The 17,095-nt window shown below is 74.0% G+C and carries 9 protein-coding genes; 6 read left to right on the forward strand and 3 right to left on the reverse strand.

Annotated elements, in window-relative coordinates; translation table 11 throughout:
* The first annotated feature begins 684 nt into the window (after positions 1-684).
* Positions 685-2,808 (forward strand): asparagine synthase-related protein, encoded by a 2,124-nt coding sequence (locus tag ACH4ZA_RS10815; protein ID WP_398428874.1) that lies wholly within the window; start codon positions 685-687, stop codon positions 2,806-2,808.
* Positions 2,809-3,045: 237 nt separating this feature from the next.
* The gene (locus tag ACH4ZA_RS10820; RefSeq protein WP_398428875.1) at positions 3,046-6,903 is read left to right on the forward strand and encodes an AfsR/SARP family transcriptional regulator; all 3,858 of its coding nucleotides are present in this window, start codon (positions 3,046-3,048) and stop codon (positions 6,901-6,903) included.
* Here ACH4ZA_RS10820 and ACH4ZA_RS10825 read toward each other — a convergent pair.
* Together ACH4ZA_RS10825 and ACH4ZA_RS10830 are read right to left on the reverse strand one after the other, a co-directional pair.
* Entirely contained in the window at positions 6,890-8,791 is a 1,902-nt protein-coding gene (locus ACH4ZA_RS10825) for a sigma-70 family RNA polymerase sigma factor (protein ID WP_398428877.1), read from the reverse strand. The genes ACH4ZA_RS10820 and ACH4ZA_RS10825 overlap by 14 nt on opposite strands.
* 273 nt (positions 8,792-9,064) lie before the next feature.
* Complete coding sequence (locus ACH4ZA_RS10830) at positions 9,065-9,838, reverse strand: helix-turn-helix domain-containing protein (protein WP_319282366.1); 774 nt, start codon at positions 9,836-9,838, stop codon at positions 9,065-9,067.
* 380 nt (positions 9,839-10,218) lie between these two features.
* On the opposite strand from ACH4ZA_RS10830, the gene ACH4ZA_RS10835 reads away from it, so the two are divergent.
* The 3 genes from ACH4ZA_RS10835 (at position 10,219) to ACH4ZA_RS10845 (ending at position 14,519) form a co-directional block, all read left to right on the forward strand.
* Positions 10,219-11,598, forward strand: a complete 1,380-nt coding sequence (locus ACH4ZA_RS10835) for an NAD(P)/FAD-dependent oxidoreductase (RefSeq protein WP_319282369.1) — start codon at positions 10,219-10,221, stop codon at positions 11,596-11,598.
* A 368-nt stretch (positions 11,599-11,966) separates the two neighbouring features.
* Entirely contained in the window at positions 11,967-13,616 is a 1,650-nt protein-coding gene (locus ACH4ZA_RS10840) for a SpoIIE family protein phosphatase (RefSeq protein WP_398428878.1), read from the forward strand.
* Positions 13,617-13,721: 105 nt separating this feature from the next.
* Positions 13,722-14,519, forward strand: a complete 798-nt coding sequence (locus tag ACH4ZA_RS10845) for a methyltransferase domain-containing protein (RefSeq protein ID WP_319282375.1) — start codon at positions 13,722-13,724, stop codon at positions 14,517-14,519.
* A gap of 90 nt (positions 14,520-14,609) precedes the next feature.
* On the opposite strand, the gene ACH4ZA_RS10850 is transcribed toward ACH4ZA_RS10845, so the two are convergent.
* Positions 14,610-15,899, reverse strand: a complete 1,290-nt coding sequence (locus tag ACH4ZA_RS10850; RefSeq protein WP_398428880.1) for an MFS transporter — start codon at positions 15,897-15,899, stop codon at positions 14,610-14,612.
* Between the two features lie 119 nt (positions 15,900-16,018).
* On the opposite strand from ACH4ZA_RS10850, the gene ACH4ZA_RS10855 reads away from it, so the two are divergent.
* A complete protein-coding gene (locus ACH4ZA_RS10855; protein ID WP_398428881.1) occupies positions 16,019-16,585 on the forward strand; it encodes a MarR family winged helix-turn-helix transcriptional regulator in 567 nt (188 codons plus the stop codon).
* Positions 16,586-17,095: the final 510 nt, after the last annotated feature.

The raw sequence follows: 17,095 nt of genomic DNA on the forward strand, positions 1-17,095 counted from the left end.
ACGGCTGCCGCGCTGGCATAACCATGCGGCATTCGTAAACCCAGCGTAGTTCGCCGCATCCCAAGCGTTAAGGGGCATTCTTCCGGTTGGCGGGATTGTGGTCCGTACGGAAGTGCGGGGGCAGGTACGGACCGTCGCGGCGTGCTCCCGCCCGTGTGGCCGTGCGCCCGGCCGTGCGCTCTTCTCCGGCCATCGGGGGAGCGGTTCCATGGGTCGTGCGTGGGTCGGCCCGCTGTACTGGATCCAGTGGGCTGGGGGACACCGCCGCCTTCATCCCCGCGGGCGGCGGAGCGGTCCGGGAGGCGTCTTCCGTCTCCCGGGCCGGCGCGGGTTTGCAAGGGCACGCGCGTGCACAGAGCGTTGCGGGAGCCTGCGCCGAACGGCTTCAACGCCGGGCGCACCCGCCGGATTTGGCCGAAAATCGACCCCGTGTTCCGTGCGGGGCAATGCCTCTCACCACGGAAATCGAGGGCGCGCAGGGCGTTCTGGGGGAGCGTACCGGGGGCGCATTCACGTCGCAGACACCGGGGTGCACACCACGGCACCCGTCGGCGCCGACGTCTTCACACTGGCGCATTCCGCGGATCGCGAGCGGCGTCGCCCCCGTCCGTGGCGCGTTCTTCGTGGCAGCATGTGAACCGTTCTTACGGTGCACTCGGTTGTCCACAGCCTGTGGAGGCGTCGATGCGGTGGTTGGTGGGATGGAGCAGCACCGCCGCGGGCGCGTCGGGCGGGCCGGTCGGCTACGACGGCCGGCACGACGCCAACTCGGCGGCCTACGGGGGTCAAGTCGGCTACGAGGGCGAGACGTTGCAACCGGTCGGCTCCCATCTCCTGTGGGGCGACCCCGATCCGCTGTGGGCGGTCGGCGACTGGCGCCCCGACGAGGTGCGGGTGGTGTCGGTCGACGCGCAGAACCGGATCGCCGTGCTCGGCACGTGCGGTGCGACCGACGAGCAGTTGCGCGTCGGGCTGTCCGCCGCGCGCGGAGGGGCACTTCGGCATCTGACGGCCTGGCCGGGCAGCTACACGGCGGTCGTGCGGGTCGGCCGGCGGCTCACCGTCTGCGGAGATCTGGCGGGCGCGCGCCCGGTGTTCCACACCCCCTGGGAAGGCGGCACCGCGTACGCCACCGCCGCGCTGCCGCTGGCCGACCTCGTCGAGGCCAACCTCGACTTCGGCCACCTCGCGGCCCTGCTCGCCGCTCCCGACGTGCCGGCGGCCCTGCACGACTCCACTCCGTACGACGGCGTGCGCCGCGTGCCGCCGGGGCACGCGCTGATCCTGCGCGCCGGGTCCCGCGAGATCGCCGGGTACGAGCCGGTGGCCTCGCTCGCCGTGGCGGCGCCGCCCGCCGACCCCGACAGCGCGGTCGACGCCGTGCGCGACGCGCTCGTCGAAGCGGTACGCGCGCGTCTGTCCGCGCCCCGGCACGTTCCCGACATCGACCCCGGCCCGGTGCCCGGCATGGGCCCCGCCGAACGGCGTGCCGCGCGCGGAATGCCGATGCCCGGCATCGGCGCCGACCTCTCCGGCGGACCGGCCTCCGCCACGCTGGCGCTCCTCGCGGCAGGTCTGCCCGGCATGCCGGGCACGCTGCTCGGTCACGGCACGGGCGCGGGCGAGCGACTGCTGGCCGTCACCTTCAACGACCTGGCCGTCGGCGGAGGCGAGGACGAACTGCAGCGGGCCGGCGCCCTCGCGGCCGGCCCCCGCCTGCACCACGTCGTGGCGGCGGGCGCCGAGGAGACCCTGCCGTACGCCGACATGGACGGCCCGCTGACCGACGAGCCCGGTCCGAGCCTGGTCACGGTCGCCCGGCACCGCGCACGGCTCGCGGCCGGCAGCGCGGACCACTTCACGGGCTACGGCGCCCGCCAGGTCCTGGACGCCCACCCGGCCCGCCTGGCGGACCTGCTGATGGACCGCAAACGTCGGCACCTCGTGCGGCCCGTGGCAGCGCTCACCAAGGCCGACGGGTCCGTGCTCGTCCCCGCGCGCGTGTACGGCGCGGCCCGCCGGCTGGCCCGTACGCCGTACCGCGCGGGCGTCGAGGCGCTCGCCGAACGGCTGCTGCACCGCAGGTTCGGATCCGACGGCTCCGGAGGCGCCCTGGGAGCGTCCCTGGCCGCGCTGACGTGGGGCGGAGCAGGTCCCGCCGCGCGCTGGCTGACCGGCGAGGCGCTCGCTGAAGTATCGGTTCGCCTGCAGAGTGCCGCGCACCGCACCGGCGTGGGACCGGGCCAGCGTCCGGGCGACTACCGCGCGCGTGCCGCCCTCACCCGGCACGCCATGGACCTGCGGGTCCTGGAACAGGCCGCGGAGATCCGCTCCCAGCGACTGCACGCGCCGTTCCTCGACAACCAGGTCGTACGGGCCTGCCGGGCGCTCCCCGAGACCCTGCGCGTGCAGCCGGGGGCGCGGGCTGCGATCCTGCGCTCCGTCCTGAAGGGCGCGGGCGTCACCGACCTGCCGCCCGGCTGGGGCGCGCCCTCGCAGGCCTCCGCCTCCGCCGCCGCCCGGGCGGGCCTGCGCATGGCCATCGACCCTCTCCTCAGCCTCTTCGAGGCCCCGCTCCTCGCGGAAGCGGGGCTGATCGAGGCGCGGGTCGTCCGCAGGGCCCTGCGCGCGGCGGCGGCGGGTGAGCCCCTTCCCCTGGACGGCCTCGCCGACCTGATCTCCCTGGAGATATGGCTCCGCCGCCTGCTCTCCCGCCGGGGCACCTGCTGGACCGGCACACCGGCACGCGCGCGTGCGGTCCCCGCGGGCATCGCACCCCAGAGACGGGCGGTCTCCTCCGGAGGGTGACGGTCGGCGAGCACGGGGGCGACGGGCGGTCTCCCCGAAGGATGCGCGGTCTACTCCGGGGGCGACGGGCGCGTTCTGCCGGCAAAACGATTCTGCCGGGGACGACGCTCGCCGTCGGCACCCGATCGCCGTCGGCGTCCCCTTCGCCGGGCCCGAAGCCGTGAGGTGCGGGCCGGTCGTCGTCCTCGCGTCGTGAAATCGCGTGCCGCACGCCTCGCCCCGGACGACAATGACCCGGTGCGGTACAGAATCCTGGGCGTCACCCAGACCGAGGACGACCAGGGCGTCGCCGTACCCGTGCCCGGGGCCCGCCTCCGCGCCCTCCTCACCGCCCTGGCCCTCCGCCCCGGCCGGCTCACCGCCCCGGAGACCCTCATCGACGAGGTCTGGCCCGAGGCGCCGCCCCAGGACGCGCCCGCCGCCCTCCAGGCCCTGATCGGCCGACTGCGCCGCGCCGTCGGCAGGGACGCCGTGGCCTCCGCTCCGGGCGGATACCGGCTCGCCGCGACCGAGGACGACGTCGACCTCTTCGTCTTCGAGCGACTGGTCCAGCGGGGCGTCGAAGCCCTGCGGCAGGGCGACGCCTCCTTCGCCGCCCGCTCGCTCGACGACGCCCTCGCCCTGTGGCGCGGGCGCGCGCTCGCCGACCTGCCCGACCGCACGCCCGCCGCCCGTCCGGAAGCACTCCACCTGGAGGCGTCCCGCGCCCGCCTCGAAGCGGACCTGCTCCTCGGCCGCGCCCCCGAGGCCGTGCCCCGCCTGACGGAACTGACCGCCGCGCACCCCTACGACGAACCGCTGCACGCGCTCCTCATCCGGGCCCTGCGCGACTCCGGCCGCGCCGCCGACGCCCTCGCCGCCTACGAGACCGCCCGCCGCACTCTCGCCGACGGTCTGGGCGCCGACCCCGGGCCCCGACTGCGCGGCCTGCACGCCGAACTCCTGAACCTCGACGGCCCGGAGCGCGCCCACGGCCCGAAGCCGAGCGGCGGAGCGGAGCCCGGTCGCCATCCGGAGCCCGGTCGCCATCCGGAGCGGGATCGAGGTCCGGAGCCGAGCCATGGGCTGCAGCCTGTTCCCGTCCCGGAGCACGCCGCGTCCGCCCAGTACGCCGCACCTTCGGCGCACGCCGTCTCTTTGGAGCGCGCTCTCCGCCCGGAGCCGGCCTCCCGTCCAGGACCGGCGTCGTCCCCCCGGCCCGCTCGGTCACACCTTCCCGGGCGTCCCGAGGGTGCCCCCGCACCCGGCGCCGGGCGAGGCCGGTCGCATGCGCCCCCTTCCCCGCTCCCGCCCGGACTTCCCGAACGCACCGGCAACCTCCGTCCGCGACTCACCTCCTTCGTGGGCCGGGAACCCGAGATCGCCGCCATCCGTTCCGACGTGCACAGGGCCCGTCTCGTGACGCTCACCGGACCGGGCGGCTCTGGAAAGACCCGTCTCGCCGAAGAGGCCGCCGCCGGGCTTCCGCAGGCGTGGCTGGCCGAGCTGGCGCCGCTCGACCGGCCGGAGGCGGTGCCCGGCGCGGTGGTCAGCGCCCTCGGCCTGCGCGAGACCGTGCTGATGACCACCGAGCTTGCGCCCGCGCAGGACGACCCCGTCGCCCTGCTCGTCGAGTACTGCGCCCCGCGCAGCCAGCTCCTGATCCTCGACAACTGCGAGCACGTCATCGGCGCGGCCGCCGACCTCGCCGAGACCCTCCTCACCCGCTGCCCCGGCCTCACGATCCTCGCCACCAGCCGCGAACCCCTGGGAGTGCCCGGCGAGTCGGTCCGCCCGGTCGAGCCCCTGCTCCCCGACCACGCGCACCGCCTCTTCACCGAGCGCGCGGCCGCCGTGCGTCCGGACGCGGCGACCGCCCTGCGGAACGAGGAGGCGATCGCGGAGATCTGCCGACGGCTGGACGGCCTGCCGCTCGCCATCGAACTGGCCGCCGCCCGCCTGCGGCTGCTCACCCCGCGACAGATCGCCGACCGCCTCGACGACCGCTTCCGGCTGCTGACCTCCGGCAGCCGCACGGTCCTGCCCCGCCAGCAGACCCTGAGGGCGGTCGTCGACTGGTCCTGGGACCTGCTCGACGAACCCGAGCGCGCCCTGCTGCGCGAACTGTCCGTGTTCGCGGGCGGCTGGGACCTGGAGGCCGCCGAGGCCGTGTGCACCGGCCCGGTCGCGGAGCTCGTCGGAGCGCTCGTCGACAAGTCCCTGGTCGTGGCCGCCCCGCACGCCGTGGAGGCCGGCGACGGCATGCGCTACCGGATGCTGGAGACGATCCACGAGTACGCCCTGGAACGCGCGGCCGAGCAGCCGCGCTCCCGCGCCGCGACGGAGCGCCGACACCGCGCGTGGGTGCGGGCGCTGGTCGAGCGTGCCGACCCGTTGCTCCGTTCCGCCGAACAGCTCTTCTGGATCGCCCGTCTGGAGACCGAGCTCGACAACATCCGCGTGGGTCTCGAGCGTTCGCTCACGGCGGGCGACGAGGAGGAGGCCGCCGCGGTCTGCCTGGCCGCGGGCTGGTTCTGGTGGCTGCGCAACTACCGCCACGAGGGCGCGCAGTGGACCGACCGCACCCTGCGCCTCGGCGCCGTCCTGGACTCCCTCCGGCCGCCGCCCCGGGCGGAGGCCCCGGCCGCTCAGGAGGCCCCGGCCGTCGCCCCGGTGCTCCCCGCCGACCTTGCGGCCCGGATGGCCGCCGTCGACCCCGTCGGCATCTTCCTCGCCGAGCCCGAGCCCGAGCCCGAGCCCGAGCCCGAGCCCGGGACTGGACCCCACGCCGAGCCCGGGACCGAGGCCGAGCCCGAGCCCGAGACCGGGAGCGGGAGCGGCGCGGGCACCGGCGCCCAGCCGCGGCCCGCGCAGCGGACGAACCTGCGGATGCTGCACCTGTTCCTGCTGTCCGAATCCGAGCCGACCGACACCTCGAAGGACCCGCGCTACCCGGAGTACCTGGCCCGTCTGCGCGCCCGCTACGAGCCGGGCGGCCCGCAGGCGGCGCGGATGCCCGGCCTCATCTGGCCCGTCACGGCCTTCCAGATGCGGGACACGGTGGACGTCCGCGGAATCCTCGACCGGGCGGTCGACAACTGCCGTCGGCACGGCGGCGACTGGGAGCTCGGCTGCGCCCTGATGTTCCGCACGCACATGGTCGTCGACTCCCCCGGCGGGCTGCACGGCGTCGACGACGACCTGGCGGAGCTGCGCGTGCTGAGCCTGCGCGTCGGCGACCGCTGGATGCGGGCCCAGGTGTGCGGCGCGGCCGCCGAGGCGGAGATGGCGCGCAGCCGTTTTCCGGAGGCGGAGCAGGAGTACCGCGAGGCGCTGCGGCTCGCCTACGAGGTGGGGGCGTACGCCGAGACCCCGTTCCTCATCGCGCGGCTCGCGGAGATCGCCTACCGGTCGGGGGACGCGGACGGCGCCCTGGCCACCCTGGACGAGGCGAACAGCGCGGCCGACCGCTACGGCGTGCCGGACGTCCGTGCGTTCGTCCTGCTGCTGCGCGCCCACATCGCGCTGTACGTGGAGGACGACGCGGCCCACGCGCGCGTGCTCTTGGCCGAGGGGCGGGCGGCGGCAGGCGCGGGCACGCCGCCGCCCCAGTTCGCGGCGGCGCTGAACATGCTCGTCGCGGAGCTCGCGGCCGTCGAGTCCGGGCCTCGGCACGCCCTGCCGATGCTCGCCGACACGCTGCGGCAGGCGATGGCCGACCAGTGCGCCGAGACGGTCACGGCGTCGATCGTGGACGATGCGGCGGTCCTGCTGGCCCGGCTCGGCGACTTCCCGCGCGCGGCGCGGCTCCTCGCGGTCGCCGACCGTCTGCGCGCCCCTCACCCCCGGCCCATGCCGCAGGACGCCCGCGTCGAGCGCGCCGAGGCCGCGATCCGTGAGGCCCTGGGCGCCGAGCGCCGTGCGGCCGAGCGCGCCCGTGCGTCTCACATGACGTCCGACGACGCCCTGCGCGAGATCACCGCGGCCGTCCACGACCACCCGGTCCCACCCGCCGCCCAGCCGGACGAGCCGTCCGCCGACGTGCCCGGCACCCTGCCCGACGACCCGGAGGATGCCGGTGACAGCACCCGGGCCCCGGGGCCTACGAGCAGGTGAAGCGGGACTCCGCCCAGTCCGCGAGGGCCACCGAGCCCAGGGCGTCACGCGGTTCGACGACCAGTCGCACGGTCGTCCGGCCGGTGAGGTCCACATGGACGGGGACGGCCGGGTCTCCGCCCCTGACCAGGCCGGAGGACCAGAGCCGGGTCCCGTCGCCGTAGACGGAGAAGGCGACCCCGCCGAGTCCGAGCGTCAGGTCGTCGAGGCCGGCCAGCGCGTCGTACGCGGTGCACGCGCGGTGGAGGTCGACGGTGACGGAGGAGCCGCCGTGCACGGTCGCCCCGCCCGCGTACCGCCGGTCCGCGACGGACAGTGCGGACCGCTGCCACACCCAACTGCTCCCGCGGAGCCTGATCTCGGGCCCGGTCCCGTCGCCGACGACGTCGTACGGCAGCTCGCCCAGCGGATAGACGGCCGGGGCGGGCGGAGGAGCGGGCGTGGGCGCCCGAGTGGGCGTCGGAGCAGGCGGCGGGGTGGGCGTCGGGGCGGTCGGGGGAACGGGGCTGGGCGTGGGTGAGGGGGCCCGGGAGGCCGGGGCCTCGGAGGCGGACGTCGGCGTCGGGACGGCCGCGGGCACGATCACCGGCGGTCGAGGCCCGGGCCGCCGCACGCGCGTCGGCACGGGCGTCGGCTGCTCGGGCTGCGCGACCGGCGCGGGTGCGGAGGCGGGAGGGCGTGCCTCGGGCTGCCGGGCGGGGGCGTCATGGCCGACGAGGGCGAGGGCCACCGCGGCGGCCGCCACCGCGACCACGCCGGCCGCGACACCGGCCTTCACGGGCGCGCCCAGCCCCTCCGAGGCCAACGCACCGCCACCGGTGCTCCCGGCGCCCGCTCCGCCCGAGGAGCCGCCCGCGGCGGCCGCGCCGGCGGCGCCCGCCGCCCCCGCCCCGGCGCCGCCGAGGAGCGCGAGGGCCTTGGCGTAGCCGGCCGCGCCGAACCAGCCGATGACCGCGACCGGCACCACGGCGGGGATGCTGCCGGCCACTTCCTCGATCTGCAGCGCCGCCAGCCGGCACCGGGAGCACTCCTCCAGGTGCTTGCGCAGTCCCCGTTCGGCGCGGGTGCGCAGCCGCCGACGGGCGTAGGTGCCGAGCTGGTCGGCGTAGGCGGCGCACTCCTCGTCGCTGGTGAGCGTGGCGCTGACGTGGGCCTGGAGGTAGGCCTGCTTGAGGCCCTCCCGGGCACGGCTGGCGAGGACCCGGGTGCCGTTGGCGTCGAGGCCGAAGAGCATGGCGACCTCGCTCGGCGACTCGTCCTCGACCTCGGTGTGCCACAGCACGGCCTGCCAGCGCTCGGGGAGGGAGCGGAAGGCCTGCATGGCCATGGACTGCTCGGCCTCGTGCATCGCGCGGACGTCGGCGCCCGGGTCGAGCGCGTCGTCGTCGGACATCTCCGCGGCGCGGGCGGACCGCGCCGCGAACACCGCGAAGTCGTCCACGAGTTGTTCCCGCTTCGCCGACCGCGTCCAGTGCGCGGCCACCCGCCGTACGGAGGTGAGGAGGTAGGCGCGGACGGCGTACTCGGGCCCGGAGCCGCCGCGCACCGCCTGGAGCATGCGGGCGAACACCTCGGCGGTGAGGTCGTCGGCGGTGTGCGCGTCCCGGCAGCAGGTGCGGGCGTAGCGGCGCACCGCGTCGGCGTGGCGCCGGTAGAGCTCCTCGTAGGCCGTGTCGTCGCCCGAGCGCATCCGGCCGATCAGGTCGGTGTCGGCGGGCGGCAGATCCCGCGGCGGCGGCAGGACGCCGCCGTCGGCCCGCCACTCCCGCTGGGCCGGGACCGTGCCCTCGAAAGCGCGGCCGGGCGGGGGCGCCGCGGGCTCGCCCGCCCGGCCGCTCGCGCGTCCGCCCTGGCTCGGCACCTGTTCGTCCCGACCGTCAACGCTCATCGCGGAAGACTCCCGCCGCCTGCCCCACCCGTCCCGACCACCGGGTCAGAGTGCCATATCGGCTTTCGGTCAGGACCCCGTCGGACGGTGCTTCCACCCGTCCGTGGGGATCTGCCGCAGTCCGTCACCGGACCGCACTCCTTTCGGAGGGCGACGCAACGTCCGTGCCGTGCGCGGGAGTTCGGGTGCACGCCCGCTGTGCCGGGGCCGCCGGCCGTGGTGGACGGGGTGCGGGGGCCGCTCGGGACCCCCGCCCACCGTCACCCGCACGAGTCAGGAAGGCCGCGAGCGCAGACCCTCGAGCAGGATGTCCAGCAGTCGCGCCGAGGCCGCCGCCTGATGCGCCGGATCCGGCAGCGAGGGCGCCGCCGTCGCGATGACCAGCAGCACGTCCGACACGGACACGTCGGCGCGCAGCTCGCCCGCCTCCCGCGCCCGCTCCACGAGCCGGCCCACGACCTCCAGCAGCGCCGTCGCCCCGCTGTCGTCGGCAGGCGCCGTCGTGCCGTCCTCCGGGACGAGCCGCAGCTCACCGGAGCCCGGCTGGGTCCGCTGCTGCGGCACCCGCGCCGCCTCGACCGGCACGCCCTCCGCCTCGTCCTCCGCGACGCCCACCCGCAGCACCCGCGGCGGCAGCAGCCGCCCGGCGCCGGACGCCACGGACGTCCGCAGGAAGCGCGACAGCGCCGACCACGGTTCGTCCTCCTGCCCGAGCGCCGCACGCGCCTGGTCCGTCAGCCGGGAGGTCTCCTCCTCGGCTATCCGCCGGACCAGCACGTCCTTGCTGGGGAAGCGCCGGTACACCGTGCCGACGCCGACCCGCGCGCGCCGCGCGACGTCCTCCATCGGCGCGCCGTAGCCCAGCTCGCCGAACACCTCACGTGCCGCGCGCAGTACGTGTTCCAGGTTGCGCTGTGCATCCACGCGCAGCGGCGCTGTCCGCGCGCCCTCTCCGCGTCCGCCGCCCAGTGCCGTCCCGACCGCGCCGCCGGGCGCGAGGGCCGACGTGGACGCCGTCGACGACCAATGCGAACTCTGCATGTGCATGAATAATCCCCCGGTAATGACGTCTCCCCCCGGAGACTTTCCCCGCCATCGAAAGCCGGGGCGTGGAACACAGGGGACGGCCGCCCCGGGCCCGCCCGTCGCAGACCCGCAGAGCGCTTCCCCCTGACACCCCGTCGTCACACGAACATAGTTGAGAGAGAGTCAATTCAGAAGGGGCACGTTCCGCACGGAGCGACCCCCGATCGGAGTACGAGCGGCATTCGTCCCGATTGCGCCCCCTCCCGCGCCTTGGTACATACCAGCTGACCTGCGCATACGCCCCGTGCTCGGGTGTTTCGGCCAACCCCTCGGCCACCCGACTCGCGGTCACACAATTTGTCGAGGCTGTGGACAAACGCAAGCGCCGGGTGCGTCATGGGATGGTGAAGGAACGTGCGCGCATTCTCGTTGTCGGCGGCGGCTACGTCGGGATGTACACGGCCCTGCGGCTCCAGCGGAGGCTGAAACAGGAACTGGGCCGCGGCGAGGCCGAGATCACGGTCGTCACCCCCGACCCGTACATGACCTACCAGCCCTTCCTCCCCGAGGCGGCCGCGGGATCCATCTCCCCCCGGCACGTCGTCGTGCCGCTGCGTCGCGTCCTGCCCCACTGCCGGATCGTGGTCGGCGAGGTCACCGCCGTCGACCACGCCAAACGCACCGCCACCCTCACCACCCTCGCCACCGAGGAAGAGGGCGCCGGCCCCCAGCAGCTGACGTACGACGAACTCGTCCTCGCGCCCGGCTCCGTCTCCCGCACCCTGCCCATCCCCGGGCTCGCCGACTACGCCATCGGCTTCAAGACCGTCGAAGAGGCCATCGGGCTGCGCAACCACGTGATCGAACAGATGGACATCGCCTCCTCCACCCGCGACCCCGCCATCCGTGACGCCGCCCTCACCTTCGTCTTCGTCGGCGGCGGCTACGCGGGCGTGGAGGCGCTCGGCGAGCTGGAGGACATGGCCCGCTACACCACGCGCTACTACCACAACGTCCAGCCCGAGGACATGAAGTGGATCCTCGTCGAGGCCTCCGACCGCATCCTGCCCGAGGTCGGCGCCGACCTCGGCCGCTACACGGTCAGTGAGCTGCGCCGCCGCAACATCGACGTACGCCTGAACACCCGACTGGACTCCTGCGCCGACCGCGTCGCCGTCCTCAGCGACGGCGCCCGCTTCCCCACCCGCACGGTCGTGTGGACCGCCGGCGTCAAACCCCACCCGCTCCTCGCCGCCACCGACCTCCCGCTCAGCGAACGCGGCCGGCTGAAGTGCACCCCCGAGCTGACCGTCGACGGCGTCACGCACGCGTGGGCGGCCGGGGACACCGCGGCCGTCCCCGACGTCACCGTCGACGAGCCCGGCAAAGAGACCGCGCCCAACGCCCAGCACGCCGTCCGACAGGCCAAGGTCCTCGCCGACAACATCGTGCGCTCCCTGCGCGGCGAACCCCTCCAGACGTACGCGCACAAATACGTCGGCTCGGTCGCCTCACTGGGGCTCCACAAGGGCGTCGCCCACGTCTACGGACGCAAGCTCAAGGGGTACCCGGCCTGGTTCATGCACCGCGCCTACCACCTCAGCCGCGTTCCCACCGTCAACCGCAAGATGCGCGTCCTCGCCGAATGGACCCTCTCCGGACTCTTCAAACGGGAGATCGTCTCGCTCGGATCACTCGAACATCCTCGCGCGGAGTTCGAACTCGCTGCCGGTGGAAAGCCTTCTGACGAGTCTTCCGGCAACCCGAAGGGGTCGTCCTGACCGGAACAGGAACTCCACCGGCCGCCCCCACGTCTGACGAATGTCGGTCCGGACGGCGGCCGCACTGCCAGACTGCTCCCTGCTCATAGCCCGACGCCGAGCGCCCGAGCCCTCCCGGGCCGCTCCCGAACCGCCCCGACCCCCTTCCGCACCCCTCCGTACCCCTCCGCCTTCCGTATCCCCTCCGAGTACCTTCCACAGCCCCTTCCAGAGCCCCGGCGGGCCGGCGCACGCTCCCGCCGACGCACCAGACCGTCCCCACCAGCGCCACACCCCGGGTGCTGCGACAATGTGCGGCCACCGCCGTGCGCCCCCGGAGCAGGCCGGGCCCGGAGCCGGCCGACGACGACTACACGAGGCAAGGATTCGTGAACTTCACGCGCTGGAGCGCCCGGCTCCCCGGAACACAGCGCCGCGCCGCCGCGCGGGCCGAGCACCCGGTCACCACCACGGACCGACGCAGCGAGGGCTCGGTGCCCGCGGCCCGCGCCGAACAGCTCACCGACGCGCCCCCCGTGCCCGCGGTCGACGAACTCCCGGTGCGTGAGGTCCTCGACCGCGTCCCGGCCCTCGTGGCCCTCGTCCACGGCCCCAGCCACCGCCTCGCCTACGTCAACGACGCCTACACGGCCGCCTTCGGCGCACGCCCCTGCGGCGAACCGGCCGCCGAGGCCCTGCCCGAGCTGCGCGACCTCGGCCTGATGCCCCTGCTGGACCAGGCCCTGCGCAGCGGCAAGCCCCGCACCCTGAAGTCGCGCAAGGCCCCCGACGGCCGCCACTACACCTTCACCTGCACCCCCGCCGCCGAGGACAACGGCGAAGGAGCGGTCCTGATCTTCGCCACCGACGTCACCGACCACGCGGAGGCCGCCGAGCGCCTCAGGACCAGCGAACGCCGCCAGCGCGAGACCGCCGTCACCCTCCAGCGCTCCCTCCTGCCCCAGGAACTCGAAGAGCCCGACGACCTGCGCATCGCCGCCACCTACCAGCCCGGCGGCACCGAGGCCGCGGTCGGCGGCGACTGGTACGACGTCATCACCCTCGGCGGCGGCCGCACCGCCCTCGTCATCGGCGACGTCATGGGCCGCGGCGTCCGCGCGGCCGCCGTCATGGGCCAACTGCGGACGGCCGTCCGGGCGTACGCCCGCCTCGACCTGCCCCCGCACGAGGTGCTCCAGCTCCTCGACGGCCTCGCCATGGAGATCGACGCCAACCAGATCGCCACCTGCGTCTACGCCATCCACGACCCCAACGAGGGCCGGCTGGTATACGCCTCGGCGGGCCACCTGCCCATCCTCGTCCGCGACGACACCGGCACCGTGCTGCGCGCCGACGAGCCCACCGGCCCGCCCCTCGGCACCGGCGGCTGGATGCACGCCTCCGGCTCGATCCCGCTCGGCCCCGGCTCCACGGCCGTCCTCTACACCGACGGACTGGTGGAGCGCCGCAACGAAGACCTGGACGAAGGCATCGCCGCCCTGGAGCGCGCCCTGGCCGGCGCCACCGGCACGCCCCAGGTCGTCTGCGACCGCCTCGTCCGCTCGGCCGGCGTCACCGCCGACCACGACGACGACGTCGCCGTCCTCGTCCTCCAGCACCCCGCCCGCACCGGCCCGGACGGAGAACTGTTCCGCAACGCGGCCCTGGAGCTGCTCGGCGGAGTCGAAGCGGCACCACGCGCGCGTGCCTTCGCCTCCGGCGTCCTCACCAGCTGGCGCTTCCCCGCCGACCTGCACGACCTGGGCGTCCTCGCCACCAGCGAACTGGTCGCCAACTCGCTCCAGCACGGCATCCCGCCCATGCGGCTACGGCTGCGCCGCACCGACCGCCGCCTGATCATCGAGGTCACCGACGGCGACGACCACCTGCCGCGCCGCCGCCGCGCGGAACCGGGAGACGAGTCCGGCCGGGGCATCGCCATCGTCGCCACCATCGCCTCCCACTGGGGCAGCAGACGCACCCCCGGCGGAGGCAAAGCGGTCTGGTGCGAGTTCGTCCTGCCGAGACCGGCGGAATGACCACGCGCGGATGCCGCCGATGACGGCGCGCGGGAACAAGCCGAACATGGATCCCCCCGCGCGCGGCACCTAGGCGAGCACGCCCCCCGGTGCTACTAGCTCTGCATGGCAGACGTAACGGGCTTTCATCTCAAGGGAAGCGCCCCCGAGCGCTACGAACACTACGTCGCGCCCCTCATGGCGCCCTTCGTCACCGCACTGGTGGACGCCGCGGACCTCTTCCCCGGCGCCTCCGTCCTCGACCTCGCATGCGGCACCGGCTTCGCGGCCCGCGCCGCCGCAGCACAGGCCGGACCCACCGGCCGGGTCGCCGGCGCGGACCTCAACGAGGCCATGCTCAAGATCGCCCAGGCGTGCCACCCGCGCCTCTACCCGGACATCGAGTTCACCGCCGCCCCCGCCGACGACCTCCCCTACCCCGACGCGGCCTTCGACGCCGTCCTCTGTCAGCAGGGAGCCCAGTTCTTCCCCGACCTCGACGCCGCCCTGACGGAGTCAGCCCGGGTCACCCGCCCCGGAGGCCGCTTCGCCGCCACACTATGGGCCCGGCTTGACGACTCCCCGTACTTCGTGGCCCAGTACCGGACGCTCGAGCAGTACGACGGCCCCGAAGCCGCCGCGGGCTTCCGGGCCGCCTTCGACGCCGCGGACCGCGTGACCGCCGCCCTCGACCGCGCCGGATTCCGCTCCACGGCCCGCCGCGACCTCACCTTCGCCATCGACCTGCCCCCACTGGACGACTACATCGCCGGCCACCTCTCCTCGATCCCCTGGGGCCAGACCCTCGTCGACACCGCGGGCGACGAGGCCCTCACCCGGGCCGCCGAGACCATCCGAGCCCAGCTCCCCGCATCCACGACCACGTTCCCCTTCACGGCGACCCTGGTGACCGCGGTCCGCTGAACACACGGGACGGAGAGAAGGCGGAGGGGCCGTCGTCCCGAGAACGACGGCCCCTCTCCCGTGCGGTGCGCGCGATCCGCCCGCAGCGCCTCAGGCCTCCGCGGCCACGGGCTGCACGGCGGCCCCACCCCGGGCCACCACCCGCTTGCGCACCAGCCACGGCTGGTCCTGGACGGCGGTCAGCTGCCGCCCCAACCGCAGCGCGAGGTAGGTGATCCCCAGCGAGAACAGCAGGAACGTCACGATGTACGGCGCGTGCAGCGAAGCCCCCATCGGGCCGCCGACCGCCGGCCCCACGGCCAGCGCGAGCTGCTTCACCAGGGCGAACGCGGAGTTGTACTGCCCGGCCATCCCGGCCGGAGCCAGATCGGCCACCAGCGGCGCGAGCGTCGGCGACAGCATCGCCTCGCCCAGCCCGAACAGCGCGTACGTCGACACGAACGCGGCCGTCGCCATCTCCCGGCTCCCGTGACCGAGCCCGGCGTATCCCGCCACGACCCACGCCACGGCCCAGAGCAGCCCCACCGCCGCGATCACCCGCGACCGCTTCTGCCGCTCCACGAACTTCAGCACCGCGAACTGCGCCACCACGATCATCGCCGTGTTGGCGGCCAGAGCCGTCCCGAGCGCCGACGTCGAGATGCCCGCGGCCTCGACCCCGTACGCGCTCAGCCCGGACTCGAACTGTCCGTAGCAGGCGAAGAACAGCACGAAGCCCAGCACACACAGCTGCACCATGGCCCGGTTGCCGAGCAGCTGCTTCCAGCTGCCCCGCGCGGACTGCGGAGCGCCCTCCACGCGAGGGGCCCGAGGCAGCCGCACCGTCGACATCACCACGGCCAGCAGCAGGAACATCGCCGCCTCGATGCCGAACAGCAGGGTGAAGGACGAGACCCGCGTCGTGTCGACGAGATGCCCGCCGATCAGGCCGCCCACGCCGAGCCCGAGGTTCTGCAGGAAGAACTGCGTCGCGAACGCCCGCGAACGCGTCTCCGCGGTCGAGCAGTCCACGATCATCGTCGCCAGAGCGGGCTGCATCACGGCCTGCCCGGCCCCGAGCGCGGCAGCGGCGGCGAGTACGGCGGAGGAGGTGCCGGCCAGCCCGAGGCCCAGCGCACCGAGCGCGGCGGTCAGCAGGGCGGCGAGCAGGACCGGCAGTGGACCGCGCCGCACGATCGCCCGACCGGCGAACGGCAGCACGATCAGCGCGGCGACGGCGAAGACGGCGAGCACCAGCCCCGCCGTCATGGCCCCCAGCCCCCGCACCTGCGCCACATAGACGTACAGGTAGGGGACGGTGAAGCCGAGCCCGAACGCGCTGAGTGCATTGCCCACGTGGATCCGGCGCATCGCTGCGCCCATCGCCCTGGTCACGTTCACCTCAATCAGGTAGGAGTCGTCAGTACTTAGTACCGAAGACTTAGAAGCTAAAGTTCGAAGCTAAACTGTACACATCGAAGGACTTCAACACGAACGCGCCCCGTGCGATACTTGTTCCCATGGGCGACACCCCCGGCACGGCCGGCACAGGCCTCGGCAGCGAGCCGACCCTCGAAGAGCAGATCGCCGCCTATCAGCGCGAGTTCCAGGACCTCGATCCGCAGGTCGAGAAGATCGTCTCGGCGCTCTCCCGCCTGAACCGCCGGATGAACGTCGCCTACGGCCGCCAGACCGCCGACCTCGGCATCAGCAACGCCGAGTGGGAGGTCCTCAAGGCCCTCGTCCTCTCCGGTGCTCCCTATCGCCTGGGGCCGAGCGACCTTGCGAAGCGGCTCGGCCTGACGCCGGCCGCGATGACCCACCGGATCGACCGCATGGTCACCGAAGGCCTGGTGACCCGTGAGCGGGACGAGTCCAACCGGGTCCGGGTGATCGTGGAGCTGACGCCCGAGGGCCGGGAGAAGTGGCTGAGGGCCATGCGCATGGCGACGGTCTTCGAGGAAGACCTCCTCCAGGACCTCTCCGCAGCGGAGCGCACCACCCTCGGCGACGTCCTGACCAGGCTCCTGCGCCGGGTGGAGCACGCCCAGCCGGACGCGGGCGGCCGGCTCAGCGACCTCGACTGAACGGACCGCGCCCGTTCGGCCTAAAAGATCTTGACAGGGGTGGTTGACAGCCCCACCCAGGATCCGTAGAGTTCTTCGGGTTGCCGCGGAGCCGTAACGGTTCTCCGGCAGCACCTCCGCCGCAGTAGCGGCACACAAACCACCAGCACGATCTCCCTCGGGGTTGAATTCGGCGTGCCCGAATTGAATTCGATCGGGGGCCGGCAGCTCGATTAGCAACTGCCGAACGGATCCGCTAAGGTTTGAGACGTCGGAACGGCCCAACAGCCGCGAAGACGAATCCCGCTGACTGGGAATCAGGGCCGAAAGAGTCTGGTAGAGTCGGAACCGCCGGAAAGGGAAACCGCGAGATAAGCGGGGAACCTGGAAAGCACCGAGGAAATCGGATCGGGAAACGGTCTGATAGAGTCGGAATCGCAAGACCGAAGGGAAACTGCCCGGAGGAAAGCCCGAGAGGGTGAGTACGAAGGAAGCGTCCGTTCCTTGAGAACTCAACAGCGTGCCAAAAAT

The organism is Streptomyces sp. NPDC020597, assembly GCF_044335095.1.
Lineage (GTDB): Bacteria > Actinomycetota > Actinomycetes > Streptomycetales > Streptomycetaceae > Streptomyces.

Excerpts from the sequence above, each read along its gene's own strand:
- ACH4ZA_RS10815 (WP_398428874.1), top strand. The coding sequence starts at position 685 with ATGCGGTGGTTGGTGGGATGGAGCAGCACCGCCGCGGGCGCGTCGGGC.
- ACH4ZA_RS10825 (WP_398428877.1), bottom strand. The coding sequence starts at position 8,791 with ATGAGCGTTGACGGTCGGGACGAACAGGTGCCGAGCCAGGGCGGACGC.
- ACH4ZA_RS10830 (WP_319282366.1), bottom strand. The coding sequence starts at position 9,838 with ATGCACATGCAGAGTTCGCATTGGTCGTCGACGGCGTCCACGTCGGCC.
- ACH4ZA_RS10835 (WP_319282369.1), top strand. The coding sequence starts at position 10,219 with ATGGTGAAGGAACGTGCGCGCATTCTCGTTGTCGGCGGCGGCTACGTC.
- ACH4ZA_RS10845 (WP_319282375.1), top strand. The coding sequence starts at position 13,722 with ATGGCAGACGTAACGGGCTTTCATCTCAAGGGAAGCGCCCCCGAGCGC.
- ACH4ZA_RS10855 (WP_398428881.1), top strand. The coding sequence starts at position 16,019 with ATGGGCGACACCCCCGGCACGGCCGGCACAGGCCTCGGCAGCGAGCCG.